Annotated in this window: 20 protein-coding genes and 3 pseudogenes; 16 read left to right on the forward strand and 7 right to left on the reverse strand. The window is 71.5% G+C overall.

The genetic code is table 11. The features are described 5' to 3' along the window. The first annotated feature begins 55 nt into the window (after nt 1-55). The 10 genes and pseudogenes from IE264_RS38635 to IE264_RS10095 all read left to right on the forward strand — a co-directional run. Entirely contained in the window at nt 56-172 is a 117-nt protein-coding gene (locus IE264_RS38635; protein ID WP_309544405.1) for a putative leader peptide, read from the forward strand. A gap of 202 nt (nt 173-374) precedes the next feature. After that, on the forward strand, nt 375-1,400 hold the full coding sequence (locus IE264_RS10055) for an ABC transporter substrate-binding protein (protein ID WP_032756924.1): 1,026 nt from the start codon (nt 375-377) through the stop codon (nt 1,398-1,400). A gap of 17 nt (nt 1,401-1,417) precedes the next feature. Then, nucleotides 1,418-2,445 (forward strand): annotated as a pseudogene (locus IE264_RS10060) (NrtA/SsuA/CpmA family ABC transporter substrate-binding protein). Further along, entirely contained in the window at nt 2,442-3,293 is an 852-nt protein-coding gene (locus tag IE264_RS10065) for an ABC transporter permease (protein ID WP_032756923.1), read from the forward strand. The pseudogene IE264_RS10060 and the gene IE264_RS10065 overlap by 4 nt, the downstream one beginning before the upstream one ends. Further along, complete coding sequence (locus IE264_RS10070) at nt 3,290-4,048, forward strand: ABC transporter ATP-binding protein (protein ID WP_032756922.1); 759 nt, start codon at nt 3,290-3,292, stop codon at nt 4,046-4,048. The genes IE264_RS10065 and IE264_RS10070 overlap by 4 nt, the downstream gene beginning before the upstream one ends. Further along, complete coding sequence (locus IE264_RS10075; protein ID WP_032756921.1) at nt 4,049-4,954, forward strand: ABC transporter substrate-binding protein; 906 nt, start codon at nt 4,049-4,051, stop codon at nt 4,952-4,954. Nucleotides 4,955-4,959: 5 nt separating this feature from the next. Continuing rightward, a pseudogene (locus IE264_RS10080) lies at nt 4,960-6,031 on the forward strand (LLM class flavin-dependent oxidoreductase). A 143-nt stretch (nt 6,032-6,174) separates the two neighbouring features. Continuing rightward, a complete protein-coding gene (locus IE264_RS10085) occupies nt 6,175-6,972 on the forward strand; it encodes a VOC family protein (protein ID WP_032756920.1) in 798 nt (265 codons plus the stop codon). Between the two features lie 80 nt (nt 6,973-7,052). Continuing rightward, complete coding sequence (locus IE264_RS10090; protein ID WP_015612663.1) at nt 7,053-7,307, forward strand: WhiB family transcriptional regulator; 255 nt, start codon at nt 7,053-7,055, stop codon at nt 7,305-7,307. Between the two features lie 67 nt (nt 7,308-7,374). Beyond that, nucleotides 7,375-7,773, forward strand: a pseudogene (locus IE264_RS10095) (GMC family oxidoreductase N-terminal domain-containing protein); the annotation flags it as partial. Nucleotides 7,774-7,846: 73 nt separating this feature from the next. On the opposite strand, the gene IE264_RS10100 reads toward IE264_RS10095, so the two are convergent. From IE264_RS10100 to IE264_RS10120, 5 genes are all read right to left on the reverse strand, one after another. Further along, the gene (locus IE264_RS10100) at nt 7,847-8,821 is read right to left on the reverse strand and encodes an acyl-ACP desaturase (protein ID WP_032756918.1); all 975 of its coding nucleotides are present in this window, start codon (nt 8,819-8,821) and stop codon (nt 7,847-7,849) included. Between the two features lie 191 nt (nt 8,822-9,012). Then, complete coding sequence (locus tag IE264_RS10105) at nt 9,013-11,310, reverse strand: ATP-binding cassette domain-containing protein (protein WP_032756917.1); 2,298 nt, start codon at nt 11,308-11,310, stop codon at nt 9,013-9,015. 66 nt (nt 11,311-11,376) lie between these two features. After that, nucleotides 11,377-13,008 (reverse strand): ABC-F family ATP-binding cassette domain-containing protein, encoded by a 1,632-nt coding sequence (locus IE264_RS10110; RefSeq protein WP_032756916.1) that lies wholly within the window; start codon nt 13,006-13,008, stop codon nt 11,377-11,379. A 235-nt stretch (nt 13,009-13,243) separates the two neighbouring features. Continuing rightward, the gene (ssgD, locus tag IE264_RS10115) at nt 13,244-13,660 is read right to left on the reverse strand and encodes a spore wall synthesis regulator SsgD (protein WP_015612668.1); all 417 of its coding nucleotides are present in this window, start codon (nt 13,658-13,660) and stop codon (nt 13,244-13,246) included. A 227-nt stretch (nt 13,661-13,887) separates the two neighbouring features. Continuing rightward, nucleotides 13,888-14,190 (reverse strand): YciI family protein, encoded by a 303-nt coding sequence (locus tag IE264_RS10120; protein WP_032756915.1) that lies wholly within the window; start codon nt 14,188-14,190, stop codon nt 13,888-13,890. Nucleotides 14,191-14,243: 53 nt separating this feature from the next. Here IE264_RS10120 and IE264_RS10125 point away from each other — a divergent pair, with 53 nt between their 5' ends. Together IE264_RS10125 and mmpA are read left to right on the forward strand one after the other, a co-directional pair. Beyond that, entirely contained in the window at nt 14,244-14,936 is a 693-nt protein-coding gene (locus IE264_RS10125) for an endonuclease V (protein ID WP_015612670.1), read from the forward strand. 78 nt (nt 14,937-15,014) lie between these two features. Next, nucleotides 15,015-15,158 (forward strand): morphogenic membrane protein MmpA, encoded by a 144-nt coding sequence (gene mmpA / locus IE264_RS10130; protein WP_015612671.1) that lies wholly within the window; start codon nt 15,015-15,017, stop codon nt 15,156-15,158. Between the two features lie 25 nt (nt 15,159-15,183). Here mmpA and IE264_RS10135 read toward each other — a convergent pair whose 3' ends face one another. Continuing rightward, nucleotides 15,184-16,374, reverse strand: a complete 1,191-nt coding sequence (locus IE264_RS10135; RefSeq protein ID WP_032756914.1) for a saccharopine dehydrogenase family protein — start codon at nt 16,372-16,374, stop codon at nt 15,184-15,186. A 237-nt stretch (nt 16,375-16,611) separates the two neighbouring features. Between IE264_RS10135 and IE264_RS10140 the strand changes: the two genes are divergently transcribed. The 4 genes from IE264_RS10140 to IE264_RS10155 all read left to right on the forward strand — a co-directional run bounded on the left by IE264_RS10140 (nt 16,612) and on the right by IE264_RS10155 (nt 22,583). After that, nucleotides 16,612-17,754, forward strand: coding sequence for a CaiB/BaiF CoA transferase family protein (locus tag IE264_RS10140; protein WP_032756913.1), 1,143 nt, complete (start codon nt 16,612-16,614; stop codon nt 17,752-17,754). 210 nt (nt 17,755-17,964) lie between these two features. After that, on the forward strand, nt 17,965-19,107 hold the full coding sequence (locus IE264_RS10145) for an acyl-CoA dehydrogenase family protein (RefSeq protein ID WP_032756912.1): 1,143 nt from the start codon (nt 17,965-17,967) through the stop codon (nt 19,105-19,107). Between the two features lie 44 nt (nt 19,108-19,151). Continuing rightward, on the forward strand, nt 19,152-20,366 hold the full coding sequence (locus IE264_RS10150; protein ID WP_015612675.1) for an acetyl-CoA C-acetyltransferase: 1,215 nt from the start codon (nt 19,152-19,154) through the stop codon (nt 20,364-20,366). A gap of 42 nt (nt 20,367-20,408) precedes the next feature. Then, a complete protein-coding gene (locus tag IE264_RS10155) occupies nt 20,409-22,583 on the forward strand; it encodes a 3-hydroxyacyl-CoA dehydrogenase NAD-binding domain-containing protein (RefSeq protein WP_032756911.1) in 2,175 nt (724 codons plus the stop codon). Between the two features lie 24 nt (nt 22,584-22,607). On the opposite strand, the gene IE264_RS10160 is transcribed toward IE264_RS10155, so the two are convergent. Next, nucleotides 22,608-23,339, reverse strand: a complete 732-nt coding sequence (locus IE264_RS10160) for a MerR family transcriptional regulator (protein ID WP_032756910.1) — start codon at nt 23,337-23,339, stop codon at nt 22,608-22,610. Nucleotides 23,340-23,346 lie beyond the last annotated feature (7 nt).

Genomic DNA, 23,346 nt, shown 5'->3' on the forward strand with positions numbered 1-23,346 from the left:
TGGCCGTGGCAGGCTGCGGCCATCACCACCGACGAGCGGGAAGGAGCAGCGAGCCATGGCCCGACGTACCGCCGTGCACGCCTCCTCCGCCCCGGGCGCCCCCGTGCCGCTCGCCCTCACCGTGCGCCGCCACATCGACCTGGCGCGCGTCTCCAGCGCAGCCTGTCGCTGACCCCTCGCGGTACCCCCTCCCGCACCTGCCCGGCCGCCCCTCGCGCCGCCGTGGACCCGCTCCACCACCGCTGATCCCCGTGCGGGGCACGGTGGGGCCGCGCCCTGTCCCCGTGTGCCGCCGTACGCGCCATGGGGGCCCCTGGGCCACCCCCGTCACCCCACGCACCACACCGCCCCGACCCCTGTGGAGACACACCCCCATGACGTCTGCCCCCGCCCTGCCCCCGACGCTCTGGTTCACCCGCTGTCCCGTGCCCACCGCCACCGGGATCGCGGCCGACCGGCACTGGCTCACCGACGAGTTCGCCCCCGACGGCATCACGGTCCGCTCCCTCCAGGACGCCGAACCGGACGCGGACCGGGAGGCCCACTTCACGCACGCCCTGCCCGGACTCTTCCGCGAGGGCGGCAACGTGCCTGCCCTGTGGGCCCGTTCACGCGGTGAGCGGACCCGGCTGGTCGGCCTGACCTGGATCGAGGAGCGCCAGGTCGTCCTGGTCGCCCCCGGTTCCGGCATCCGGTCCGCCGGTGACCTGCGGGGGCGGCGGATCGCGCTGCCGGCGCACTCCATCGCCATCGACTTCTGGCGGGCCATGGCGCTGCGCGGCTTCGAGGGCGCCCTCGCGTCGGCGGGCCTCTCCCTGGCGGACACCGCCCCGGTCGACGTACCGGCGGACGGGCACGCGGGGCAGTGGGCCGCCGAGCTGGCCGCACTGCGCCGGGGCGACGTCGACGCGGTGTACGTCAAGGGTGCCCTCGCGGTCGAAGCGGCCCGCAGGTCCGGGGCCGAGGTGGCGGTGGAGCTCGACGACCTGCCGGACCGCCGCTTCCGCATCAACAACGGAACCCCGCGCCCCATCACCGTTCACCAGGACCTCCTGGACGAACACCCCACGCTCGTCGACCGCTTTCTCGCTGTCCTGCTCCGGGCCGCCGACTGGGCGGGGGGCAGCCCGGCGGAGGTCGACCGGATCCTCGGCGCCGAGACCGGGGCCGGGGCCGAGGGGGTCGCCGGCGCCTACCGCCCCGGCACCCACCGCACCCTCCACCCCGACCTCTCACCGGAGCGCCTCGCCCTGCTCGCCGAGCAGGAGAGCGCCCTGCGCGCCCACGGCTTCCTGCCCGAGCCGGTCCAGGTCACCGCCTGGGCCGACCCCGAACCGCTCCGCCGAGCCGCCGCGCTGAACGCCGCCCACCCGAAATTCCCCCAGCCCGCCGCCCCTTGAGCCCGAGGACCACCACCATGAACCTCACCCGACCACGTCTCCGTACGGCCGCCCCGACCGCTCTCCTCGCGGCCGCCGCACTCCTCGCCCTCTCCGCGTGCTCCGCCGCAGGTGCCGACAACGACAGTGCACCCGCAGGCAGTTCGGGCAAGACCATCGACGTCCGTATCCCCGACCCGGGCAACTCCGGCGTCCTCGCCCTCGCCAAGAAGGACGGCAGCCTCGACAAGGCGCTCGGCAAGGTCGGCGCCAGGGTGAAGTGGACCGGCAGCGCCGGCCCGTTCGCCCCGGCCGCCCAGGCGATGAACGCCGACCAGCTCGACATCGCCACCGGCTCCATCACCTCCGGCATCACCTCGCTCTCGCAGCGCCCCGGCTTCACGTTCTTCACCGCGTCGACCCCGACGCGAAGGGCGAGGGGATCCTCGTCCGCGACGGCTCCGGCATCGGCTCGGTCGCCGACCTGGTGGGGAAGAAGGTCGCCGTCAACCAGGGCGGCACCGGCGAGTACCTGCTGCTCAAGGCGCTGGCCAAGGAGAAGATCCCGGCCGACAAGGTGGAGCGGGTCTACCTGCGCCCCGACCAGACCGCCGCCGTCTTCAACGCCGGACAGGTTGACGCCTGGGCGGTCTGGGCCACCTACGCGGTCGCGGAGATCGGCAGCGGCAAGGCCCACTTCCTCGCCGACGGAGAGGCGATCGGCTCCGACAACTACAGCCTCAACGCCGTCCGTACGGGCTTCGCGGAGAAGCACCCCGCCGTCCTCAAGGCCCTCTACGACTACCTGCATACGGCCAGCGTCAAGGAGAAGAAGGACCCGGCCGCCTACCTCAACGTCTTCACCGACGTCGGCCCGACCGCCGTCACCGGCAAGGCCAAGGAGGTCCAGACGGAGATCACCGCGCAGTCCGGCACCGTGGACCCGATCGGTCCCGAGGACATCGCCCGCTTCGAGTCCGTCGCCGCCTTCTACGCCGAGCAGAAGGTCACCAAGGAGAAGGTGGATGTCGCCGCGCACCTCCTCGACGTCGAGAAGCTGACATGAGCGACACCCGTGTGAAGGCCACCGACTCCCCGCCACCCCCGGGACTCGTCACCCCGCGCCCCCAGCTCCGCAAACCCCGCAGCCGCCCCTACGCCCTGACCGTCCGCGCCCTCGGCCCCTTCGCCCTGCTCGGCCTCTGGTGGGCGGCCTCCGCAACCGGCCTGCTCACCCCGGACGTCCTCGCCTCGCCCGCCGAAGTGCTGCGCGCGGTGGGGGAGTTGTGGGGCAACGGCCAGCTGCCCGACGCGCTCACCACCTCCCTGACCCGCTCCGGGCTCGGACTGCTCATCGGTCTCGCCGCCGGACTGACCCTCGGCATCACCACCGGGTTCACCCGGCTCGGCGACGAGCTGCTCGACTCGTCCCTCCAGACCCTGCGCACCATCCCGTTCCTCTCCCTGGTCCCGCTGTTCATGGTCTGGTTCGGCATCAACGAGACCGCGAAGATCCTCCTCATCGCGGTCGCCACGACCTTCCCCATGTACGTCTCCGCCTCCAGCGGCGTCCGCAACACCGACCCCAAACTCGTCGAGGCCATGCGCTCCTTCGGCATGAGCCGCCTCGCCATCGTCCGCGAGGTCGTCCTGCCCGGCGCGCTGCCCTCGCTGCTGGCCGGACTGCGGCTCTCCATGACCCTCAGCGTCATCGCCCTCATCGCCGCCGAGGACATCAACGCCACCGCCGGCATCGGCTACCTGATGTCCCAGGCCCAGAGCTACGCCCGCACCGACATCCTCGCCGTCTGCATCCTCGTCTACGGGCTCCTCGGCCTCACCGCCGACATCCTGGTGCGGCTGCTGGAACGCGTCCTGATGCCGTGGCGCACCCCGCAGGGAGCCCGCCGATGACCGAGAACGCCCACCAGCAGGCCGCTGTACGGGTACGGGGGCTGCGCCGGGTCTTCGGTACCCGGGCCGTGCTCGACGGCCTCGAACTGGACATCGCGCGCGGTGAGTTCGTCGCCCTGCTCGGTGCGAGCGGCAGCGGGAAGACGACGCTGCTGCGGATCCTCGGCGCACTGGACGGCGCCGACGGGGGAGAGGTGCTCGTCCCCGAGGCCCGCACCATCGTCTTCCAGGAACCCCGCCTCGTACCGTCCAAGAGGGTCCTCGCCAACGTCACCGTCGCCCTGCCGCGCGGCCGGCGCGAGGACGGGCTGCGGGCCCTCGCCGAAGTGGGCCTGGAGCGGCACGCCGACACCTGGCCCGCCACCCTCTCCGGCGGCGAGGCCCAGCGCGTGGCCCTGGCACGGGCACTCGTGCGGGAGCCCGAACTCCTCCTCCTGGACGAGCCGTTCGCCGCGCTCGACGCCCTGACCCGGCTGAAGATGCAGGACCTGGTGGACGAGCTGTGCCGTAGACACCGGCCCGCCGTCCTCCTGGTCACCCACGACGTCGAGGAGGCCGTACGCCTCGCCGACCGGGTCGCCGTCCTGCGCGACGGAAAGCTCGTCACCGACGAGAAGGTGACCGTCGCCCGCCCCCGCGACCCCGGTGATGCCGCCTTCGCCGCCCTGCGCCGCCGCCTCCTGGACGACCTGGGCGTCCCGGCCGCGTCCCACCCCGTGAGAACCCCCGAACTCGACCGTGTCGGAGTGATCTGAATGACCATCACCATCGGTGTGCACGCCAGCAACCCGTCCCTGTTCCACCTCTACCACCTGACCCGGCTCGGCTTCGCCCAGCAGGAGCTGGAGCCCCTCGGCGAGAGCGTCGCCTTCCACCCGTACAGCAACGGCGTCCGCACCGGCGAACTCCTCACCCAGGGCGTCATCGACTTCGGCGGCACCGGCTCCACCCCGCCCGTCACCGCCCAGTCCGCGGGCCACGACCTCGTCTACACCGCCGTCTCCGCCCCGCGCCCCGAACACGGCGCCCTGCTCGTTCCCGAGGACAGCCCGGTCCGTACCGTCGCCGACCTCAAGGGCACCACCGTCCACCTGGCGATCGGCTCCTGGCAGACCCACCTCGTCGCCAAGGCCCTCGACGACGCCGGACTCTCCTACGCCGACGACATCACCGCCGTACGCTCCACCGAGGAGAGCGAGCAGCTCCTGCGGACCGGCGCCATCGCCGCCTGGGTCGCCCAGGGCCCCCAGCTCGCCGCCGCCCGCCGCACCGGTGGACTGCGCACGCTCATCCCCACCGGCGACGTCATCAGCGACCGGTCGGTGTTCTTCACCCGGCGCGAACTCGCCGAGCAGCGGCCCGAGATCGTCGAAGCCCTGACCCGCGCCCTGCAACGCGCCGACGACTGGGCCGCCGCCCACCCCCGGGAGGCCGCCCGACTGGCCGCCGCCGACCTCGGCGGCGACGTGGACGACTGGGAGAGCGCGCTCACGGCCCTGCCCTGGCGGATCGAGCCGGTGAGCGAGGAGTTCCTCGCCGAGCAGCAGGAAGCGGCCGACATCTTCCACCGCACCGGCTTCATCGAGCACCCGGTCACCGTGGCCCGCGCCGTCGCCCACACCTCCGCGACCGCCCCGGCCTCCGCCCCGAAGGCGGTCTGAGACCCATGGCCCCCGAAGTCCTCTGGTACATCATCCCGCGCGAGGGCGCCTACCCGTGGGAACCCGCCGGCCGCCGCAGCACCGACCTCGGCTATCTCACCCGCCTCGCCGGAGCGGTCGAACACCTCGGCTACAGCGGGGCGCTGCTCGCCCGACCTGTACGACGTCTGGCCGCTCGGCAGCGCCCTGTCCGCCGCCACCAGCACCCGCTTCAAACCGCTGCTCGCCGTCCACCCCGGGCTGATCTCCCCCACCCTGCTGGCCAAGATGGCGCTCAGCTTCGACCAGCTCTTCGGCGGACGGCTGCGCTTCAACGTGGTCAACGGCTCCACCAAGTCCCTCCAGGAGTACGGGCTCCATGTGGAGCACGACGAGCGGTACGAGCTGAGTGCCGAGTACTGGTCCATCGTCAAACGGCTCACCGCGGGCGAGGTCTTCGACCACCGTGGCCGGTTCTACGACCTGAAGAACGCGGGTGCCTCGTTCCGCGAGCTGAAGCCCGTCCAGGAACCGCACGTCCCGCTCTGGTTCGGCGGCTCCTCGGCGCCCGGCATCGAGATGGCCGCCCAGCACGTCGACGTCTTCCTCACCTGGGGCGAGCCCCCGCACCTGCTGAAGGAGAAGCTGGAACAGGTCCGGGCCCGGGCCGCCGCCCACGGTCGCACCCTGCGCATCGGGCTGCGGCTCCACCTCATCGTCCGGGACACCGAGGACGAGGCGTGGGCGGCGGCCGACCGGCTGCTGGACGTCACCAGCGAGGCGACATACGCCCGGCAGCTCGGCGACCGGGCGGGGGAGGACGGCGTCGGCTGGCAGCGCCAGTTCCGCCAGCACGGCGGCAGGGTCCCGGCCCGCGCCCGCGAGCTGGAGACCCACCCCAACCTGTGGCCCGGCATGAGCCTCTTCCGCCCGGGCCCCGGCACCGCCGTCGTCGGTTCGACAGCCCAGGTGATCGAGCGGTTGAAGGAGTACCAGGAGCTGGGCGTCGACACCTTCATCCTCTCCGGCAACCCGCTCCTGGAGGAGGCCCACCGCGTCGCCGAGACCGTGCTCCCGGCCCTGGGGCTGCGGCGCTGACCTGGGCGGGAGCGGGGCGGTGGCCCCCGGTCGGCCCTCTGCGGACTGCGGTTGTCAGTGGCGGGTGCGAGACTCGGCGGGACAGGGAACAGCCCCGTACCGCCGTGCGCGCGGGGCCACGGGATCCGCTGAAGGAGCACACCATGCTCAACCCCGCCTTCCCCGACGGAGCACCCAACTGGGTCGATCTCGGCACGCCCGACCTCGACGGGGCCACGGCCTTCTACGGCGCCCTCCTCGGCTGGGAGCTCGTCCCCGGCGGCCCCGAGGTCGGGGGATACGGGATGTTCACCCTGGACGGGCACACCGTCGCCGGAGTCATGACGGTCCCCGAGGAGCAGTCCGCCAGCGCCTGGTCGGTGTATTTCCAGTCGCCCGACATCAATGCCACCGCCCAACTGGTGACCCGGGCGGGCGGGCGCTCCGCGTTCGAGCCGATGGATGTCCTCGACTACGGCCGGATGGGCGGCTTCACCGACCCCGGCGGAGCCTATTTCGGCGTCTGGCAGCCGCGGCGGAACCCCGGCCTCGGCATCATCCAGCAGCCGGGCTCGCTCCTCTGGGCCGAGCTGTACATCCCGGACGTCCCGGCGGCGGCCGCCTTCTTCGCCGAGGTGTTCGGCTGGAAGACCGAGGCGCTCAAGGTGGAGGGCACCGAGTACGTCTACACCACGGTCCACCCGGCGGGCACCGGACCGGAGCTGTCGTTCGGCGGCCTGGTCACGATGAGCGACGTCCCGGCCGAGGCGGCGCGTGGCCCGCACTGGATGCCGTACTTCGCGGTCGAGGACGTCGAGGCCACGGTGGCCGCCGCCAAGCGGCTCGGCGGCGCGGAGGCGCTTCCCGCGATGGAGGTGCCGGGCGTCGGCACCATGGCCAACGTCACCGATCCGTACGGGGCGGTCTTCGCGGTGATGAAGCCCCTGCCACGGCAGCAATAGGGGGGAGCGGCGGGGCAGGGCGCCGGCCGGTTGATGAATCGTTGATCAGTCGTTTATCGCGGCCGGGCACGGTGTCTCCCATGCTGATGAATATGGTGACCGAGGACGCGCTCGACTGGCAGGAGACCGCGTTGTGCGCGCAGGCCGGACCCGAGTTCTTCTTCCCGGCCCCGGGCAGTTCGACGCGCGAGGCCAAGCAGTTGTGCGGCGCCTGCGAGGGGCGCGTGGCCTGCCTGGAGTACGCACTGGCCAACGACGAGCGGTTCGGCGTCTGGGGCGGGCTCTCCGAGAAGGAGCGCGAGCAACTGCGCCGGGAAGAGCGCAACCAGGGCTGAACCACCCCCGTACAGGCCGGAATTCCGCTGTCCGCCACAGGCATCCGCACCGGGCAGGGGAGTCGCGATGACCACCACCCACGACTACATCGTCGTCGACGCCGGATCGGCGGGCTGCGTCCTGGCCGCCCGGCTCTCCGAGGACCCGACGGTCTCCGTCGCGCTCGTGGAGTCCGGCGGACCCGACCGGAAGCCGGAGATCCGTATTCCGGCCGCCTTCCCGAAGCTGTTCAAGACCCCGTACGACTGGGATCTGCACACCGTGCCCCCGCCGGGCCTCGGCGGCCGCGAGCTGTACTGGCCGCGCGGCCACTGCCTCGGCGGCTCCTCGTCCATCAACGCCATGATGTGGGTGCGCGGACACCGGGACGACTACGACACCTGAGCCCGGAGCGCGGGGGAGGAGTGGTCCCACGACGCGCTCGTACGGTACTTCCGGCGCGCGGAGCAGTGGACAGGACCCACCACCGAACGACGGCAGGCGAGTGCCCGGCGGGGCGGCGGGGGCGGTGGGGCAACGGGGCGGTGGGGCGGCGGCGTCAGGCGCGGCCGCGCGCGATCATCCGCGCCTTGCGGGCGGCGAGCTTCTCGTCGAACTTCGACGCCTCGCTGTCCAGCCCGCCCATGTACAGGCCGAGCTCCTCCTGCGCCTTCATGCCCTCCGGGCCGAGCCCGTCGATGTCCATGACCTTGAGGTAGCGCAGCACCGGCTGGATCACGTCGTCGTGGTGGATGCGCATGTTGTAGATCTGGCTGATCGCCATCTGCGCGGCGGCCCGCTCGAAGCCCGGCATGCCGTGTCCGGGCATCCGAAAGTTGACGACGACATCGCGCACGGACTGCATGGTCAGGTCCGGGGCCAGCTCGAAGGCGGCTCCCAGCAGGTTGCGGTAGAAGACCATGTGCAGGTTCTCGTCGGTCGCGATCCGGGCCAGCATCCGGTCGCAGACCGGGTCGCCGGACTGGTGGCCGGTGTTGCGGTGGGAGACGCGGGTGGCCAGCTCCTGGAAGGCGACGTACGCGACGGAGTGCAGCATCGAGTGCCGGTTGTCCGACTCGAAGCCCTCCGCCATGTGCGCCATGCGGAACTGCTCCAGCTTGTCCGGGTCCACGGCGCGCGAGGTGAGCAGGTAGTCGCGCATCACGATGCCGTGGCGGCCCTCCTCGGCGGTCCAGCGGTGCACCCAGGTGCCCCAGGCGCCGTCGCGGCCGAAGAGGGAGGCGATCTCGTGGTGGTAGCTGGGGAGGTTGTCCTCGGTGAGGAGGTTCACCACGAGGGCGATCTTGCCGATGTCGGTGACCTTCGACTGGTCGGCCGACCACGCCTCGCCGTCCTCGAAGATGCCAGGGAAGTTCCGGCCGTCGGAGAAGGGGACGTACTCGTGGGGCATCCAGTCCTTGGCGACCTTGAGATGGCGGTTGAGTTCCTTCTCCACCACCTCTTCCAGCGCGTACAGCAGCTGGGCGTCGGTCCACGCCTTCGAACTGCCGAGGTGGGGAGAGGTGATCGTCACGGGGAGCTCCTGGGGACGGGAGTGGGGACGGGAATTACCTACGGATTCGTAGGTTACGTGACCGTAGGTTAAGGCGACGGTAAGGGCTAAGCCAAGCCCGTCCCCGCGGGCACCCGATTACGTACCGTTATGCGTGCAGCTCACGGCGGAATTCGGCGGGCCTCAGGAGGTCTCCGGCGGGTCTTCGCAGGTCAGCGGCGCCCCTTGGGCAGGACCGTGTCGAGGCCCAGATCCCGGCGAAGGTATCTGGCGGTAACCGAGGCGCGGTCCGCCAGCAGCCCTTCCGGCGTTCCCTCGAAGACCAGCTCGCCGCCGTTCCTCCCGCCGTCGGGACCGAGGTCGATCACCCAGTCCGCCCGCTTGAGCACCTCCAGGTTGTGTTCCACGCAGATCACCGTGTTCCCCGCGTCGACCAGCCGGTCCAGCAGATCCACCAGCGCCCCCGTGTCGGCCAGGTGCAGCCCGGTCGTCGGCTCGTCCAGGACGTACACGCTGGAGGTGCGGTGCAGCTGGGTGGCGAGCTTGATCCGCTGGCGCTCACCGCCGGAGAGCGTGCTGAGCGGCTGCCCGAGCGTGAGGTAGGTGAGGCCGACCTCGTCGAGCGTGCGCAGCTTCCGCAGCAGTGCGCGGTCCTCGAACAGCCCGACCGCCTGGGCCGCCGTCATCTCCAGCACGTCGACGATGGACCGGCCGCCGACCCGGTGGGTCAGCACGTCGTCGTGGAACCGGCGGCCCTCGCACTCCTGGCACGTGGTGGTGACCGGGTCCATGAACGCCAGGTCGGTGGAGATCACCCCGCGGCCCGAGCAACCCGGGCAGGCGCCCGCGGAGTTGAAGCTGAACAGCCCCGCGTCGACACCGTTCTCCCGGGCGAAGACCTTGCGGATGGTGTCCAGTGCGCCGATGTACGAGGCCGGGGTCGAGCGGGAGGAGGCGGTGATCGCACTCTGGTCGACGACCACCGCCTGCGGGTGGGCCGCCGTGAACACCTCCGAGACCAGCGTCGACTTGCCCGAACCCGCCACACCGGTCACCACGGTCAGCACGCCGGTGGGGAACGACACGTCCAGCCCCTTGAGGTTGTGCAGATCGGCTCCCCGGACCGGGAGACGGCCGGTGGGGGAGCGGAACTCGCCCTTGAGCGGGGTGCGTCGGCGCAGGCACCGCCCGGTGAGCGTGTCCGCCTCGCGCAGCCGGTCGAACGGCCCCTCGAAGACCACATGCCCGCCCTCCGCCCCGGCGCGCGGCCCCATGTCGACGATGTGGTCCGCGACCGCCATCACATCCGGGTCGTGCTCGACGACCAGCACCGTGTTGCCCTTGTCCCGCAGCCGCACCAGCAGATCGCCGAGCCGCCCGACGTCACGCGGATGGAGCCCGACGCTGGGCTCGTCGAAGACGAAGGTCAGCCCGGTCAGCGAACTCCCCAGGTGCCGCACCATCTTGAGCCGCTGCCCCTCACCGCCCGAGAGGGTGGTCGTCTCCCGGTCCAGACTGAGGTAGCCGAGCCCGATCCCCACGAGCCGCTCCAGCCGCTCGCGGGCCGCCGCCGCGATCGGGCCGCCCACCGGATCGTCGATCCTGGCCAGCACACCGACGAGATCGGCGACCTCCATCCGCCCGTAGTCGGCGGGCGAGAGCCCGTCGACGCGGGTGGCGAGCGCCGCCGCGTTCAGCCGCGCCCCACCGCAGGAGGCACAGACCCGCTCGACGGTGAACCGGTCGGCCGCCGCACGCCGCTTGTCCGACAGCGACGCCGTGTCGCGCTTGAGGTAGAGCCGCTCGAACCGCGTAACCACCCCCTCGAACCGCATGTCCGCCGAGCCCGTGCGCAAATCGAGCCGGACGGTGAACCCGGATCCGTACAGCAGGAGTTGACGTTCCTCCTCGCTGTACGCGGAGAGCGGCAGATCGTTGTCGAACCGCCCCGACCCGCCGTACAGGCTCCACTCCCAGCTGCCCACCGAGAGGCCGGGCAGCAGCAGCGCCCCCTCGTTGAGCGACTTCGACCAGTCCACCGCCCGGTCCAGGTCGAGCCGGACCGTCCGCCCCACTCCGTCGCACCCGGGGCACATGCCCGCCGGGTCGTTGAAGGAGTACGCGGTCGCCCCGCCGGCGCTCGGAGTGCCGTACCGGGAGAACAGCACCCGCAGCACCGACCAGATGTCCGTCGCCGTGCCCACGGTCGAGCGGACGTTGCCGCCCAGCGGCTTCTGGTCGATGACGACGGCCACGGACAGGTCCTCCATGGACTCGGCCCGCGGCCGCTCGTACTTCGGCAGCCGGTTCCGCAGGAACGAGGTGAAGGTCTCGTTCAGCTGCCGCTGGGACTCCACGGCGATCGTGTCGAAGACGACGGACGACTTCCCCGAACCGGAGACCCCGGTGAAGACGGTGATCCGCCCCTTCGGAAGGGTGAGGGAGACATCGCGCAGGTTGTTCTCGTGCGCCCCGGTGATGACGATTCCGCGCTCGGTGCTGTGATCCATGGCGACGACGCTAGGCGGGATACCCGACAGCTTCTGTCGCCTTTTCCGTGGATCTTCCCCGGCCGCTCACCTCCCCGCCCGGACCTCCTCCGCCGAGGTGTCCCGCAGCTCCCCGTCCAGCCGCAGCCACCGGGTCACCCCGATCGACTCCAGGAACGGTACGTCGTGGCTCGCCACGATCAGCGCCCCCTCGTACGCGTCGAGGGCCTCGGTCAGCCGTCGTACGCTCGCGAGATCGAGGCTGTTCGTCGGCTCGTCGAGCAGCAGCAGCCGGGGTGCCGGATCCGCGAGCAGCAGCATGGCCAGCGTCGCCCGGAAGCGCTCCCCGCCCGACAGCGTCCCGGCCGGATGGTCGGCGGCTCCCCCCTTGAAGAGGAAGCGCGCGAGCCGGGCCCGGACACCGTTGTCCGTCAGCCCCGTGGCCGACCGCTTCACGTTCTCCGTCACCGACAGCGCGTCGTCCAGCGTGTCCAGCCGCTGCGGGAGGAAGCCCGTCGGCAGCAGCGTCGTGGCCTCCCCGGAGAGCGGGGCCAGCTCGCCCGCGATGGTCCGCAGCAGCGCGGTCTTGCCCGCTCCGTTGCGCCCGGTCAGCGCGATCCGCTCGGGCCCGCGCACCGTTAACTCCCCGCGCAGCGGCGGCCCGTAGGGCGGTACCGGGTCACGCAGGAGGATCACCTCGGTCCCCGGATGCACCCGCGTCGTCGGCAGCTCGATCCGGATCTCCTCGTCCTCGCGCACCGCCAGCTCCGCCTCACCGAGCCGCTCCCTGGCCTCCGCCAGCCGCTCGGTGTGCAGGATGCGGTGCTTGCCGGCCGACTCCTGGGCGGACCGTTTGCGCTGGCCCATCACCACCTTGGGCTCCCGCTTGGTGTCCCACATCTTCTGTCCGTACCGCCTGCGCCGGGCCAACTTCATGTGAGCCTCGGCCAGTTCGCGCTTCTGCCGCTGCACATCGGACTCGGCGGCCCGCACCATGCGCTGCGCCGCCTCCTGCTCGACCGCGAGCGCCTCCTCGTACGCCGACAGGTTTCCGCCGTACCAGGTGACCGAGCCGTCCCGCAGATCCGCGATCCGGTCGACCCGCTCCAGCAGCTCCCGGTCGTGGCTGACCACGAGCAGCGCCCCGGTCCAGGCGTCGACCGCGTCGTGCAGCCGCCCGCGGGCGACCGTGTCCAGGCTGTTCGTCGGCTCGTCCAGCAGCAGCACCCCCGGGCGGGCCAGCAGCAGGGCCGCCAGCCGCAGGAGCACGCACTCGCCGCCGGACATCTCCCCGGCGGTGCGGTCCAGCCCGATGCGCCCGAGGCCGAGCCCGTCCAGGGTCGCGCGGGCGCGCTGCTCGACGTCCCAGTCGTCGCCGATCACCGCGAAGAGCTCCTCGCGTACGTCACCCGCCTCGACGGCGTCGATCGCTGCGCGCCGGTCCGCGATCCCCAGCACCTGATCGACCCGCAGCGCGGTGTCCAGGGTCACGGTCTGCGGCAGGTACCCGAGTCCGCCGCGGGTCCTGATCTGCCCCTCCAGCGGGGCGAGTTCACCGGCGATCAGCCGCAACAGGGTGGATTTGCCGCACCCGTTGAGCCCGATGAGCCCGGTACGGCCGGGGCCCACGGCGAGGTCGAAGCCGGAGAGGACCTCGGTGCCGTCGGGCCAGGAGAAGGAGAGGGAGGTACAGCTGATATGGGTGTCGGACGTAGACATACGGATCTCCCGGGTACGTCGGGGAACGAGCTGAGGACGGCTGACGAGCTGAGATCGCACACGGGCGCCTTCGGCCACGACGGGGCGCGGCGGCGCTGCACGGTGCAGGGGACCTCAGATCAGCAACGTCCTTCTCCGATCCGACGACAACAGGAACATCACGAAGGTAGAACCGGGGCGCACGTCCCGGCAACGGGTTTTTACGGCTGCAGTGCGGAGGAGCCGTGCCGCCTGGTCAGCAGGTACCGCCGAGCAGATCGGTCAGGTTCCGGTCCAGCTCCAGATAGCGGTACTCGTCGCCCACCGGCACCAGCTCCTGCGCCCGCTCCAGGAAGCGGCGCAGCTCCGCCGTGCGTACGTGGACCATGGCGATGCCCTCGGCCGCGTGGAACTCCAGCACCGTCCGCTCGTACCCGAACGGCCTGACCCGGACGTCGCCCTCCCCGGCGGGAGTGTCGACCCCCGCGGTCAGCAGCTCGCGGGAGAACTCCCAGGACACCTCGGTCCCCTCCAGGGTCGCCGGGGCCGGGAACGCCATCCGCACGGCGAAGGGGTCCTTGCGGTCGTACTGCAGAGTGGCGGGCAGGGTTTCCATCCGCGGTGCGGACGCGACCATGCGGGCCTGCACGGACTGCTCGATAACGCTGGACAAGACCTGCTCCCTCTCGCGGCTGGGTGAACGGTTCCCGGCATTGGAGTAGACGACGGAACGCGTCGATCCGTGCACCGGCGGGTGGCGTGAGCTGCGTCACCGCCCACGCCCCGCCCCTCCTCCGCACTTCCCCGCACCCCGCCCTCCTGCCCGCTTCTCGGCCGCGCATCCTGACCGGCATGCGCTCCGGCCAGGGACAAGGCCGGGGAGAGCGTGGTCCGACCGGTCTACCGGCCGGGCAACTCCTGCTTGAACGGGGCAAGTTCGGGGGCGGTCCTGGTCGCGATGAATTCGGTGATCCGGTAGGCGCAGACCCCGTGCGCGGCGAAGGGGTCGGCCGCGGCGATCTCCTCGATCCGCTGCCGGTCGTCCCCGACGGCGAGGATCACCCCGCCGTCGCGGGGGTTCTTGCGGCCGGATGCGATGAAGGCGCCCGCCGCGTAATTCTCGTCGAGCCAGGCGATGTGCTCCCGCATCAGCGCGTCCGCGCGTTCGACCGGGGCCGTGTAGGTCAATTCGAGTACGAACATGATCGCCAGGCTACGGGACCGGGGGTGGACCGAAACCGCCTAAGCTGCTGGTCATGACTACGCAGCCCACCCCCGCCCATGAGACCCCCGCAGACGAAGCCGAGGGCCGGGCGATCCAGGACCGCCTGCGCGGCCTGGTGGTGCTGGACGAGCCGGGTCCGCCGCCCGGAACCGGCCGGGTGACCGGGGTCGACGTGGCGTACGACGACGAGAAGGACGTGGTCGTCGCGGCGGCCGTGGTGCTGGACGCCGAGACGCTGGAGACCGTGGACGAGGCCACCGCCGTCGGGAAGATCACCTTCCCCTACGTTCCCGGGCTGCTGGCCTTCCGCGAGATGCCCACCGTGCTGGAGGCCCTGGAGTCGCTGGGCGTCGACCCAGGCGTCGTCATCTGCGACGGCTACGGCCTCGCCCACCCGCGCCGCTTCGGGCTCGCCAGCCACCTGGGCGTGCTCACCGGGCTGCCGGTGATCGGCGTCGGCAAGAACCCGTTCACCTTTTCGTACGAAGCCCCCGGCCCCCGGCGCGGTGACTTCTCCCCGCTGGTGGACGGCGAAGAGGTGGTGGGCCGGGCGCTGCGCACCCAGGAGAACACCAACCCGGTCTTCGTCTCCGTCGGCCACCGGATCAGCCTCGACAACGCCTGCGCGCACACCCTGCGCCTGGCCCGCCGCTTCCGCCAGCCCGAGAGCACCCGCCGGGCGGACGCCCTGTGCCGGCAGACCCTGCGGGAGGCGACCGCCTGAGGGGCACCGCTTTCGGCCGGATTCGAATGAGTATCTGTACGGATGGCGTAAAGCGATCTTGCTGGGCAGGCTGAACACATGAACGCCACTCGCACAGCCGTCCGCACCGCGCCCCTCGACCCCGCCCAGCGCCGCATGGCCCTCGGTATGGCCCTCGGCGGGGTCGTCGGCCTCGTCTGGCTGGGCGCGATGCTCTACACGCTGGCCAGCTGGATCTTCTAGAGCGCCGCCCCGGCCCGGTACTCCTTCACCGCACCGACGCCACCCGGAACCGCAGCCCCGCCGCCGTCAGGCGCTCCAGCAGGGCATCGCCCATCGCCGTCGCCGTGGTGACCTGGCCGGAGGTCTCCGGGAGCTTGTCCAGGGCGAGGCACAGGGCCGACTCGGCGAGGATCTTCGCCGTCTCGTCGTAGCCCGGATCGCCGCCGGACACCTCGGTGAAGACCCGCCGGCCGCCGCCCTCCCCGACGAAGCGGATGGTGAACCAGCTCCGCTTGCGGCGCTCCGCGTCCGGCCCCTGCCCCGCCTCGTACCGCCCCATGAGCCACTCCCGTACGCCTTCGATCTGCGCGGCGGCGACCAGCGCACCCACCGCCACCGGGCCGCCGAGGGCCATCGGCAGGGTCTTGACCGAGGCGAAGTGGCGGTAGCGGAAATCGGGGCCGTACCGCTCCAGCGCCCGTGCGGAGCGGCCCACGATCGCCGGGTCCACGGTCGGCAGCGGCAGCGCCCAGGTGCCCGTGGCCCCGTTGAAGTGCGGAGAGCCCGCCGGGGTGCGGACCCGGCGGCCCACCTGGCGGGGCTCGTGCAGCCGCCGCTCCCGGGCGGCCCGCAGCATCTGCGGCCCGCGTCCCATCGCGGTGAGCGCCGAGGCGAACGTACCGCCGGAGAAGACGGCGTTGCTGCGGACGAAGCCGTCGACGGTCAGGGGCACGTCCTCCGGCAGCTGCTTGACCGTGAAGTACGCCCCGAGGTCATGGGGTACGGAGTCGAAGCCGCAGGCGTGCACGATACGGGCGCCGGTCTCCCGGGCCCGCGCGTCGTGGCGCACGAAGGTCCGGTCGATGAACTCGGCCTCGCCGGTGAGGTCGAGGTAGTCCGTCCCCGCCTCGGCACAGGCCGCGACGAGCTTCTCGCCGTACAGGATGTACGGGCCCACCGTGGTGGCCACCACCCGTGCGGAGGAGGCGAGTTCGCGCAGCGCGTCCTCGTCGTCCGCGTCGGTCTCCAGCAACGGCAGCCCGGCGCAGCCCGGTTCGATCGCGGTGAGCCGTCTCCGCAGCCGCTCCAGCTTGGCGCGGCTGCGGCCGGCCAGGGCCCAGCGCAGCCCTTCGGGGGCGTGCGCCGCCAGGTACTCCGCCGTGAGCACCCCCACGAAGCCGGTGGCACCGAAAAGGACGACGTCCAGGGGGCGTGCCGCCCCGTTCTGGCTGTTCACGAGTACCTCCGGGCACGGGGACGGGTGGAGACGTGGCAGGCAGGCTAGCGGAGGGGTCCGGCCGGTGTGCGGCCGGGCGGGGCGTCCTGCCCGCGCCTGGGAGGCCGGGCCGGGATGCGAGAGGATCGCGGGGGAGAAACTAAGCGCTTGCTCGGCCCGGGGGGTTGTGCCGGGCGGGGCACGTTCTTAGCATCGTTGATGTTACATCGGTTGTGTCACACCCCTGGGGGCTCACAGATGGCGAAAGGCCCAAGGCCCGGGCACGGTCCGCTGACCGGTGTCCGTGTCGTCGAGCTGGCGGGGATCGGCCCCGGACCGTTCGCGGCGATGCTGCTTGCGGACCTCGGAGCCGATGTCGTACGCGTCGACCGGCCCGGCGGCCCGGCGCTCGGCATCGACCCCGCGTACGACATCACCAACCGCAACAAGCGCTCCGTCCTCGTCGACCTCAAGGACGAGAGCGGCGCCGGCCGCGTCCTCGACCTGGTCGAACGCGCCGACATCCTGATCGAGGGGTACCGCCCCGGCGTCGCCGAACGGCTCGGCGTCGGTCCCGGTGCCTGCCTCGCCCGCAACCCGAAGCTGGTCTACGGGCGGATGACCGGCTGGGGCCAGGACGGGCCGCTGGCCGAGCGGGCCGGGCACGACATCGCGTACCTCGCACTCACCGGCACCCTCTCCATGATCGGCAGGCCGGACGAGCCGCCCGTGGTCCCCGCCAACCTGGTCGGCGACTACGCGGGCGGCTCCCTCTACCTCGTTGTCGGGGTCCTCGCCGCCCTCCAGCACGCCCGCACCCCCGGCGGCTCGGGCCAGGTGGTGGACGCGGCGATCGTCGACGGCGCGGCCCACCTCGCCTCGATGATCCACGGCATGCTGGCCGCCGGGAGCTGGCAGGACCGGCGCGGCGCCAACCTGCTGGACGGCGGCTGCCCCTTCTACGGCACCTACGCCACCTCCGACGGCGGCCACATGGCGGTCGGCCCGCTGGAAGGGCAGTTCTACGCCGAGTTCGCGGGCCTCCTCGGCATCGCGGACGCCTTCCCCGACCGGTGGGACCTCGCCCGCTGGGACGAACTCCGCGCCGCCGTCGCCGAACGCTTTCTGACCCGTACGCGTGCGGAGTGGACCGAGGTGTTCGACGGCACCGACGCCTGCGTGGCCCCCGTCCTCTCCCTCCGTGAGGCGCCCCACCACCCGCACCTCGCCGCCCGCTCCACCTTCGTCGAGCACAGCGGCATCACCCAGCCCGCCCCGGCCCCGCGCTTCTCCGCCACCCCCGGCTCCGTCCGCAGGGGCCCCGCCCAGCCGGGCGCCGACACGGAGGCGGTCGCCGCCGACTGGGACGTACCGGGGCTCCGGCCCCACCCTCACGACTAGGGAGGTGTCTTGCCGACCACGCCGGGCTCGCGTGCCCTGGCACCGCACCTCGCGGCGTTGTCGTCACTCGCCATGGCTCCTTCCCCAAGCTCTCAGCTCCGTTCGAGCAGGGGAGACCCCATCTGACTCCCTCCTCCGCCTTGCGATGCACGGCACCAGACCCCGCTCCCTGATCCGGCCTGACCGACAAGACACCCCCTAGGAGACCCCGTGCAACGCCAGATCTTCACCGAGGAGCACGACGCGTTCCGCGAGACCGTCCGGGCCTTCCTGGCCAAGGAGGTGCTCCCGTACTACGAGCAGTGGGAGCAGGACGGCATCGTCTCCCGCGACGCCTGGCTGGCCGCCGGACGCGCCGGGCTGCTCGGCCTCGCCGTCCCCGAGGAGTACGGAGGCGGCGGCTCCAGCGACTTCCGCTACAGCGCCGTCCTCGCCGAGGAGTTCACCCGGGCCGGGGCGCCCGGACTCGCGATCGGCCTGCACAACGACATCATCGGCCCCTACCTCACCGGCCTCGCCACCGAGGAGCAGAAGCAGCGCTGGCTGCCCGGGTTCTGCTCCGGCGAGACCATCACCGCCATCGCCATGACCGAACCGGGCGCCGGCTCCGACCTCCAGGCCATCCGCACCACCGCCGAGGACAAGGGCGACCACTGGCTGCTCAACGGCTCGAAGACCTTCATCTCCAACGGCATCCTCGCCGACCTGGTGATCGTCGTCGCCAAGACCACCCCGGACGGCGGCGCCAAGGGGCTCTCGCTGATCGTCGTCGAGCGCGGCGCCGAGGGCTTCGAGCGCGGCCGCAACCTCGACAAGATCGGCCAGAAGTCGCAGGACACCGCCGAGTTGTTCTTCAACGACGTCCGGGTCCCCAAGGAGAACCTCCTCGGCGAACTCGACGGCGCGTTCATCCACCTGATGACCAACCTGGCTCAGGAACGCATGGGCATAGCGGTCGCCGGGATCGCCGCCGCCGAACACCTGCTGGAGATCACCACCCAGTACGTCAAGGAGCGCGAGGCCTTCGGGCGCCCGCTCTCCAAGCTCCAGCACATCCGGTTCGAGATCGCGGAGATGGCCACCGAGTGCGCCGTCACCCGCACCTTCCTGGACCGGTGCATCGTCGACCACTCCGACGGCGTCCTCGACGCCGTCCACGCCTCCATGGCCAAGTGGTGGGCCACCGAACTGCAGAAGCGCGTCGCCGACCGCTGCCTCCAACTCCACGGCGGCTACGGCTACATGAGCGAGTACAAGGTCGCCAAGGCGTTCACCGACGGCCGTATCCAGACCATCTACGGCGGCACCACCGAGATCATGAAGGAGATCATCGGCCGCTCGCTGCTCGCCTGACCACCTCTTCGCCTCCTCCCAACCACCCTCGAAAGGCAGCTGTCTTGAGTACCGAAGCATTCGTCTACGACGCGATCCGCACCCCGCGCGGCCGCGGCAAGGCCAACGGCGCGCTGCACGGCACCAAGCCGATCGACCTGGTCGTCGGCCTCATCCACGAGATCCAGGGCCGCTTCCCGGACCTGGACCCGGCCGCCATCGACGACATCGTCCTCGGGGTCGTCAGCCCGCTCGGTGACCAGGGCTCCGACATCGCCCGCATCGCCGCCATCGCCGCCGGGCTGCCCGACTCCGTCGCCGGCGTCCAGGAGAACCGCTTCTGTGCCTCGGGCCTGGAGGCCGTCAACCTGGCCGCCGCCAAGGTCCGTTCGGGCTGGGAGGACCTCGTGCTCGCCGGGGGCGTCGAGTCGATGTCCCGGGTGCCGATGGGCTCGGACGGCGGGGCCTGGGCGATGGACCCGATGACCAGCTTCGAGACCGGCTTCGCCCCGCAGGGCATCGGCGCCGACCTCATCGCCACCATCGAGGGCTTCAGCCGCCGTGACGTCGACGAGTACGCCGCCCTCTCCCAGGAGCGCGCCGCCGCGGCCTGGAAGGACGGCCGCTTCGCCCGCTCCGTCGTCCCGGTCAAGGACCGCAACGGCCTCGTCGTCCTCGACCACGACGAGCACCTGCGCCCCGGCACCACCGCCGACTCCCTCGCCGGCCTCAAGCCCTCGTTCGCCGCCATCGGGGACATGGGCGGCTTCGACGCGGTGGCGCTGCAGAAGTATCACTGGGTCGAGAAGATCGACCACGTCCACCACGCGGGCAACTCCTCCGGCATCGTCGACGGCGCCGCCCTCGTCGCCATCGGGTCGCAGGAGGTCGGTGAGCGCTACGGACTCACCCCGCGCGCCCGCATCGTCTCCGCGGCCGTCTCCGGCTCCGAACCCACCATCATGCTCACCGGCCCCGCCCCCGCCACCCGCAAGGCGCTCGCCAAGGCCGGGCTCACCATCGACGACATCGACCTGGTGGAGATCAACGAGGCCTTCGCCGGAGTCGTCCTGCGCTTCGTCAAGGACATGGGCCTCTCCCTGGACAAGGTCAACGTCAACGGCGGCGCCATCGCGCTCGGCCACCCCCTCGGCGCCACCGGCGCGATGATCCTCGGCACCGTCATCGACGAACTGGAGCGCCGCGACCAGCAGTTCGGCCTGGTCACCCTCTGCGTCGGCGGCGGCATGGGCGTCGCGACCGTCGTCGAACGCATCTGACCGTCCTGCCCCGGCCACCCCTGCTTACGGAGAAGACACCACATGACCGAGAGCACCACCATCCGCTGGGAACAGGACGAGACCGGCGTCGTCACCCTCGTCCTGGACGACCCCAACCAGTCCGCCAACACGATGAACCAGGCCTTCAAGGACTCCATCGCGGCCATCGCGGACCGCGCCGAGGCCGAGAAGGACTCCATCCGCGGGATCATCTACACCTCCGCCAAGAAGACCTTCTTCGCGGGCGGCGACCTCAAGGACATGATCAAGGTCGGCCCCGAGAACGCCCAGGTCGCCTTCGACACCGGCACCGCGATCAAGCGCTCACTGCGCCGCATCGAGACCCTCGGCAAGCCCGTCGTCGCCGCCATCAACGGGGCGGCCCTCGGCGGTGGTTACGAGATCGCGCTCGCCTCCCACCACCGCGTCGCCCTCGACGCCCCCGGCTCCCGCATCGGCCTGCCCGAAGTCACCCTCGGCCTGCTCCCGGCGGGCGGCGGCGTCACCCGTACCGTACGCCTCATGGGCATCGCGGACGCGCTGCTCAAGGTGCTCCTGCAGGGCACCCAGTACACCCCGCAGCGGGCCCTGGAGAACGGGCTGATCCACGAAGTCGCCGCCACCCGCGAGGAGATGATCGAGAAGGCCCGCGCCTTCATCGACGCCAACCCCGAGTCCCAGCAGCCCTGGGACGTCAAGGGCTACCGCATCCCCGGCGGCGCCCCCGCCAACCCCAAGTTCGCCGCCAACCTGCCCGCGTTCCCCGCCAACTTGAAGAAGCAGATCGCGGGCGCGCCCATGCCCGCGCCGCGCAACATCCTGGCGGCGGCCGTCGAGGGCTCCCAGGTCGACTTCGAGACCGCCCTGACCATCGAGGCCCGGTACTTCACCGAGCTCGTCACCGGCCAGGTCTCCAAGAACATGATCCAGGCGTTCTTCTTCGACCTCCAGGCCGTCAACTCCGGTGCCAACCGCCCCAAGGACGTCCCCGAGCGCCCGGTCCGCAAGGTCGCCGTGCTCGGCGCCGGGATGATGGGCGCGGGCATCGCCTACTCCTGCGCCAAGGCCGGCATCGACGTCGTCCTGAAGGACGTCTCCACCGAGGCGGCCGCCAAGGGCAAGGCGTACAGCGAGAAGCTGCTCGCCAAGGCGCTCTCCCGGGGCCGTACGACGGAGGCGAAGCGCGACGAGCTGCTGGCCCGGATCACCCCGACCGGCGACCCGGCCGACCTCGCGGGCTGCGACGCGGTGATCGAGGCCGTCTTCGAGGACACCGCGCTCAAGCACAAGGTGTTCCAGGAGATCCAGGAGATCATCGAGCCCGACGCCCTGCTCTGCTCCAACACCTCCACCCTCCCGATCACGGCCCTCGCCGAAGGCGTCACGCGCCCCGCCGACTTCATCGGCCTGCACTTCTTCTCGCCCGTCGACAAGATGCCGCTGGTCGAGATCATCAAGGGCGAGCGGACCGGCGACGAGGCCCTGGCCCGCGCCTTCGACCTCGTACGGCGCATCAAGAAGACGCCGATCGTCGTCAACGACTCGCGCGGCTTCTTCACCTCGCGCGTCATCGGCCAGTTCATCAACGAGGGCGTCGCCATGGTCGGCGAGGGCGTCGAGCCCGCCTCCATCGAGCAGGCCGCCGCCCAGTCCGGCTACCCGGCCAAGGTGCTCTCCCTGATGGACGAGCTGACCCTGACCCTGCCGCGCAAGATCCGCATCGAGACCAAGCGGGCGGTGGAGGAGGCCGGCGGCACCTGGCCCGGCCACCCCTCCGACGAGGTCATCGACCGCATGGTCGACGAGTTCGGCCGCCCCGGGCGCAGCGGGGGAGCGGGCTTCTACGACTACGACGAGGACGGCAGGCGCACCGGTCTCTGGCCGGGCCTGCGCGAGCACTTCACCACCAGGTCCGACGCAGGCGTCCCCTTCGAGGACATGAAGGAGCGGATGCTCTTCTCCGAGGCACTGGACAGCGTCCGCTGCCTGGAGGAGAACGTCCTCATCTCCGTCGCCGACGCCAACATCGGCTCCATCATGGGCATCGGCTTCCCGCCGTGGACCGGTGGCGTGCTCCAGTACATCAACGGGTACGAGGGCGGCCTGCCCGGCTTCGTGGCCCGCGCCCGGGAGCTCGCCGAGCGCTACGGCGACCGGTTCCTGCCGCCCGCGCTGCTGGTGGAGAAGGCCGAGAAGGGCGAGACCTTCCACGACTGAGCCCGTTCCGGAGCGCGTTGACCGTCACTCGGCGGTGAACGCGCTCCGCAGCTCCTCCTTCAGTGACCGCTGAAACGCCGTCACCAGGGCCTGCACCACGATCGGTTGCATATGAGCCGAGAGCGACTTCATCGCCGCCACATGCTCCGGATCCCCTTCGCGCTTCCGGTACGGGCTCCACACCTCGTCCCGGAACAGCCGCGTCAACTCCTGCGCCGCGGAACGGGTGTGCTCCAGCAGCACGGTCCGCGCCGCCAGGATCGTCTCGTGCGCGATCGGCACGTCCAGCAGCTCCACCCCGAGCCGCAGCAGCCCGAGGTCCACCCGGTACGCCCCGCCCTCCTCCTGCGGCCGCACCAGCACCCCCATCGCCGCCAGCCGCTCCACATCCGGCTCCGCCAGCACCCGCCCCGCCCGCTTCTCCAGCTCCGCCCACGACATGTCCTCCGCTGTGTCCGGCGCCCAGGACGCCACCAGCGCCCGGTGGATCGCCAGATCGTGGGCGCTCAGGTCGGGCGGCAGCTGCTCCAGATAGCGTTCGATGGCGGCGAGCGTCATGCCCTGGTGCTGGAGCTCCTCGATCAGCGCGAGCCGGGAGAGATGATCGGCTCCGTAGTGCCCCACCCGGCGCGGCCCGATGACCGGGGGCGGCAGCAGACCCCGGGTGCTGTAGAACCGCACGGTACGCACGGTGACCCCGGCACGCGCCGCCAGCTCGTCCACCGTGAGCGTGGGCTCGTCGGTCCCCGTCGCCATCTCTGCT

It is taken from the genome of Streptomyces microflavus (genome assembly GCF_014650075.1).
Lineage (GTDB): Bacteria > Actinomycetota > Actinomycetes > Streptomycetales > Streptomycetaceae > Streptomyces > Streptomyces microflavus.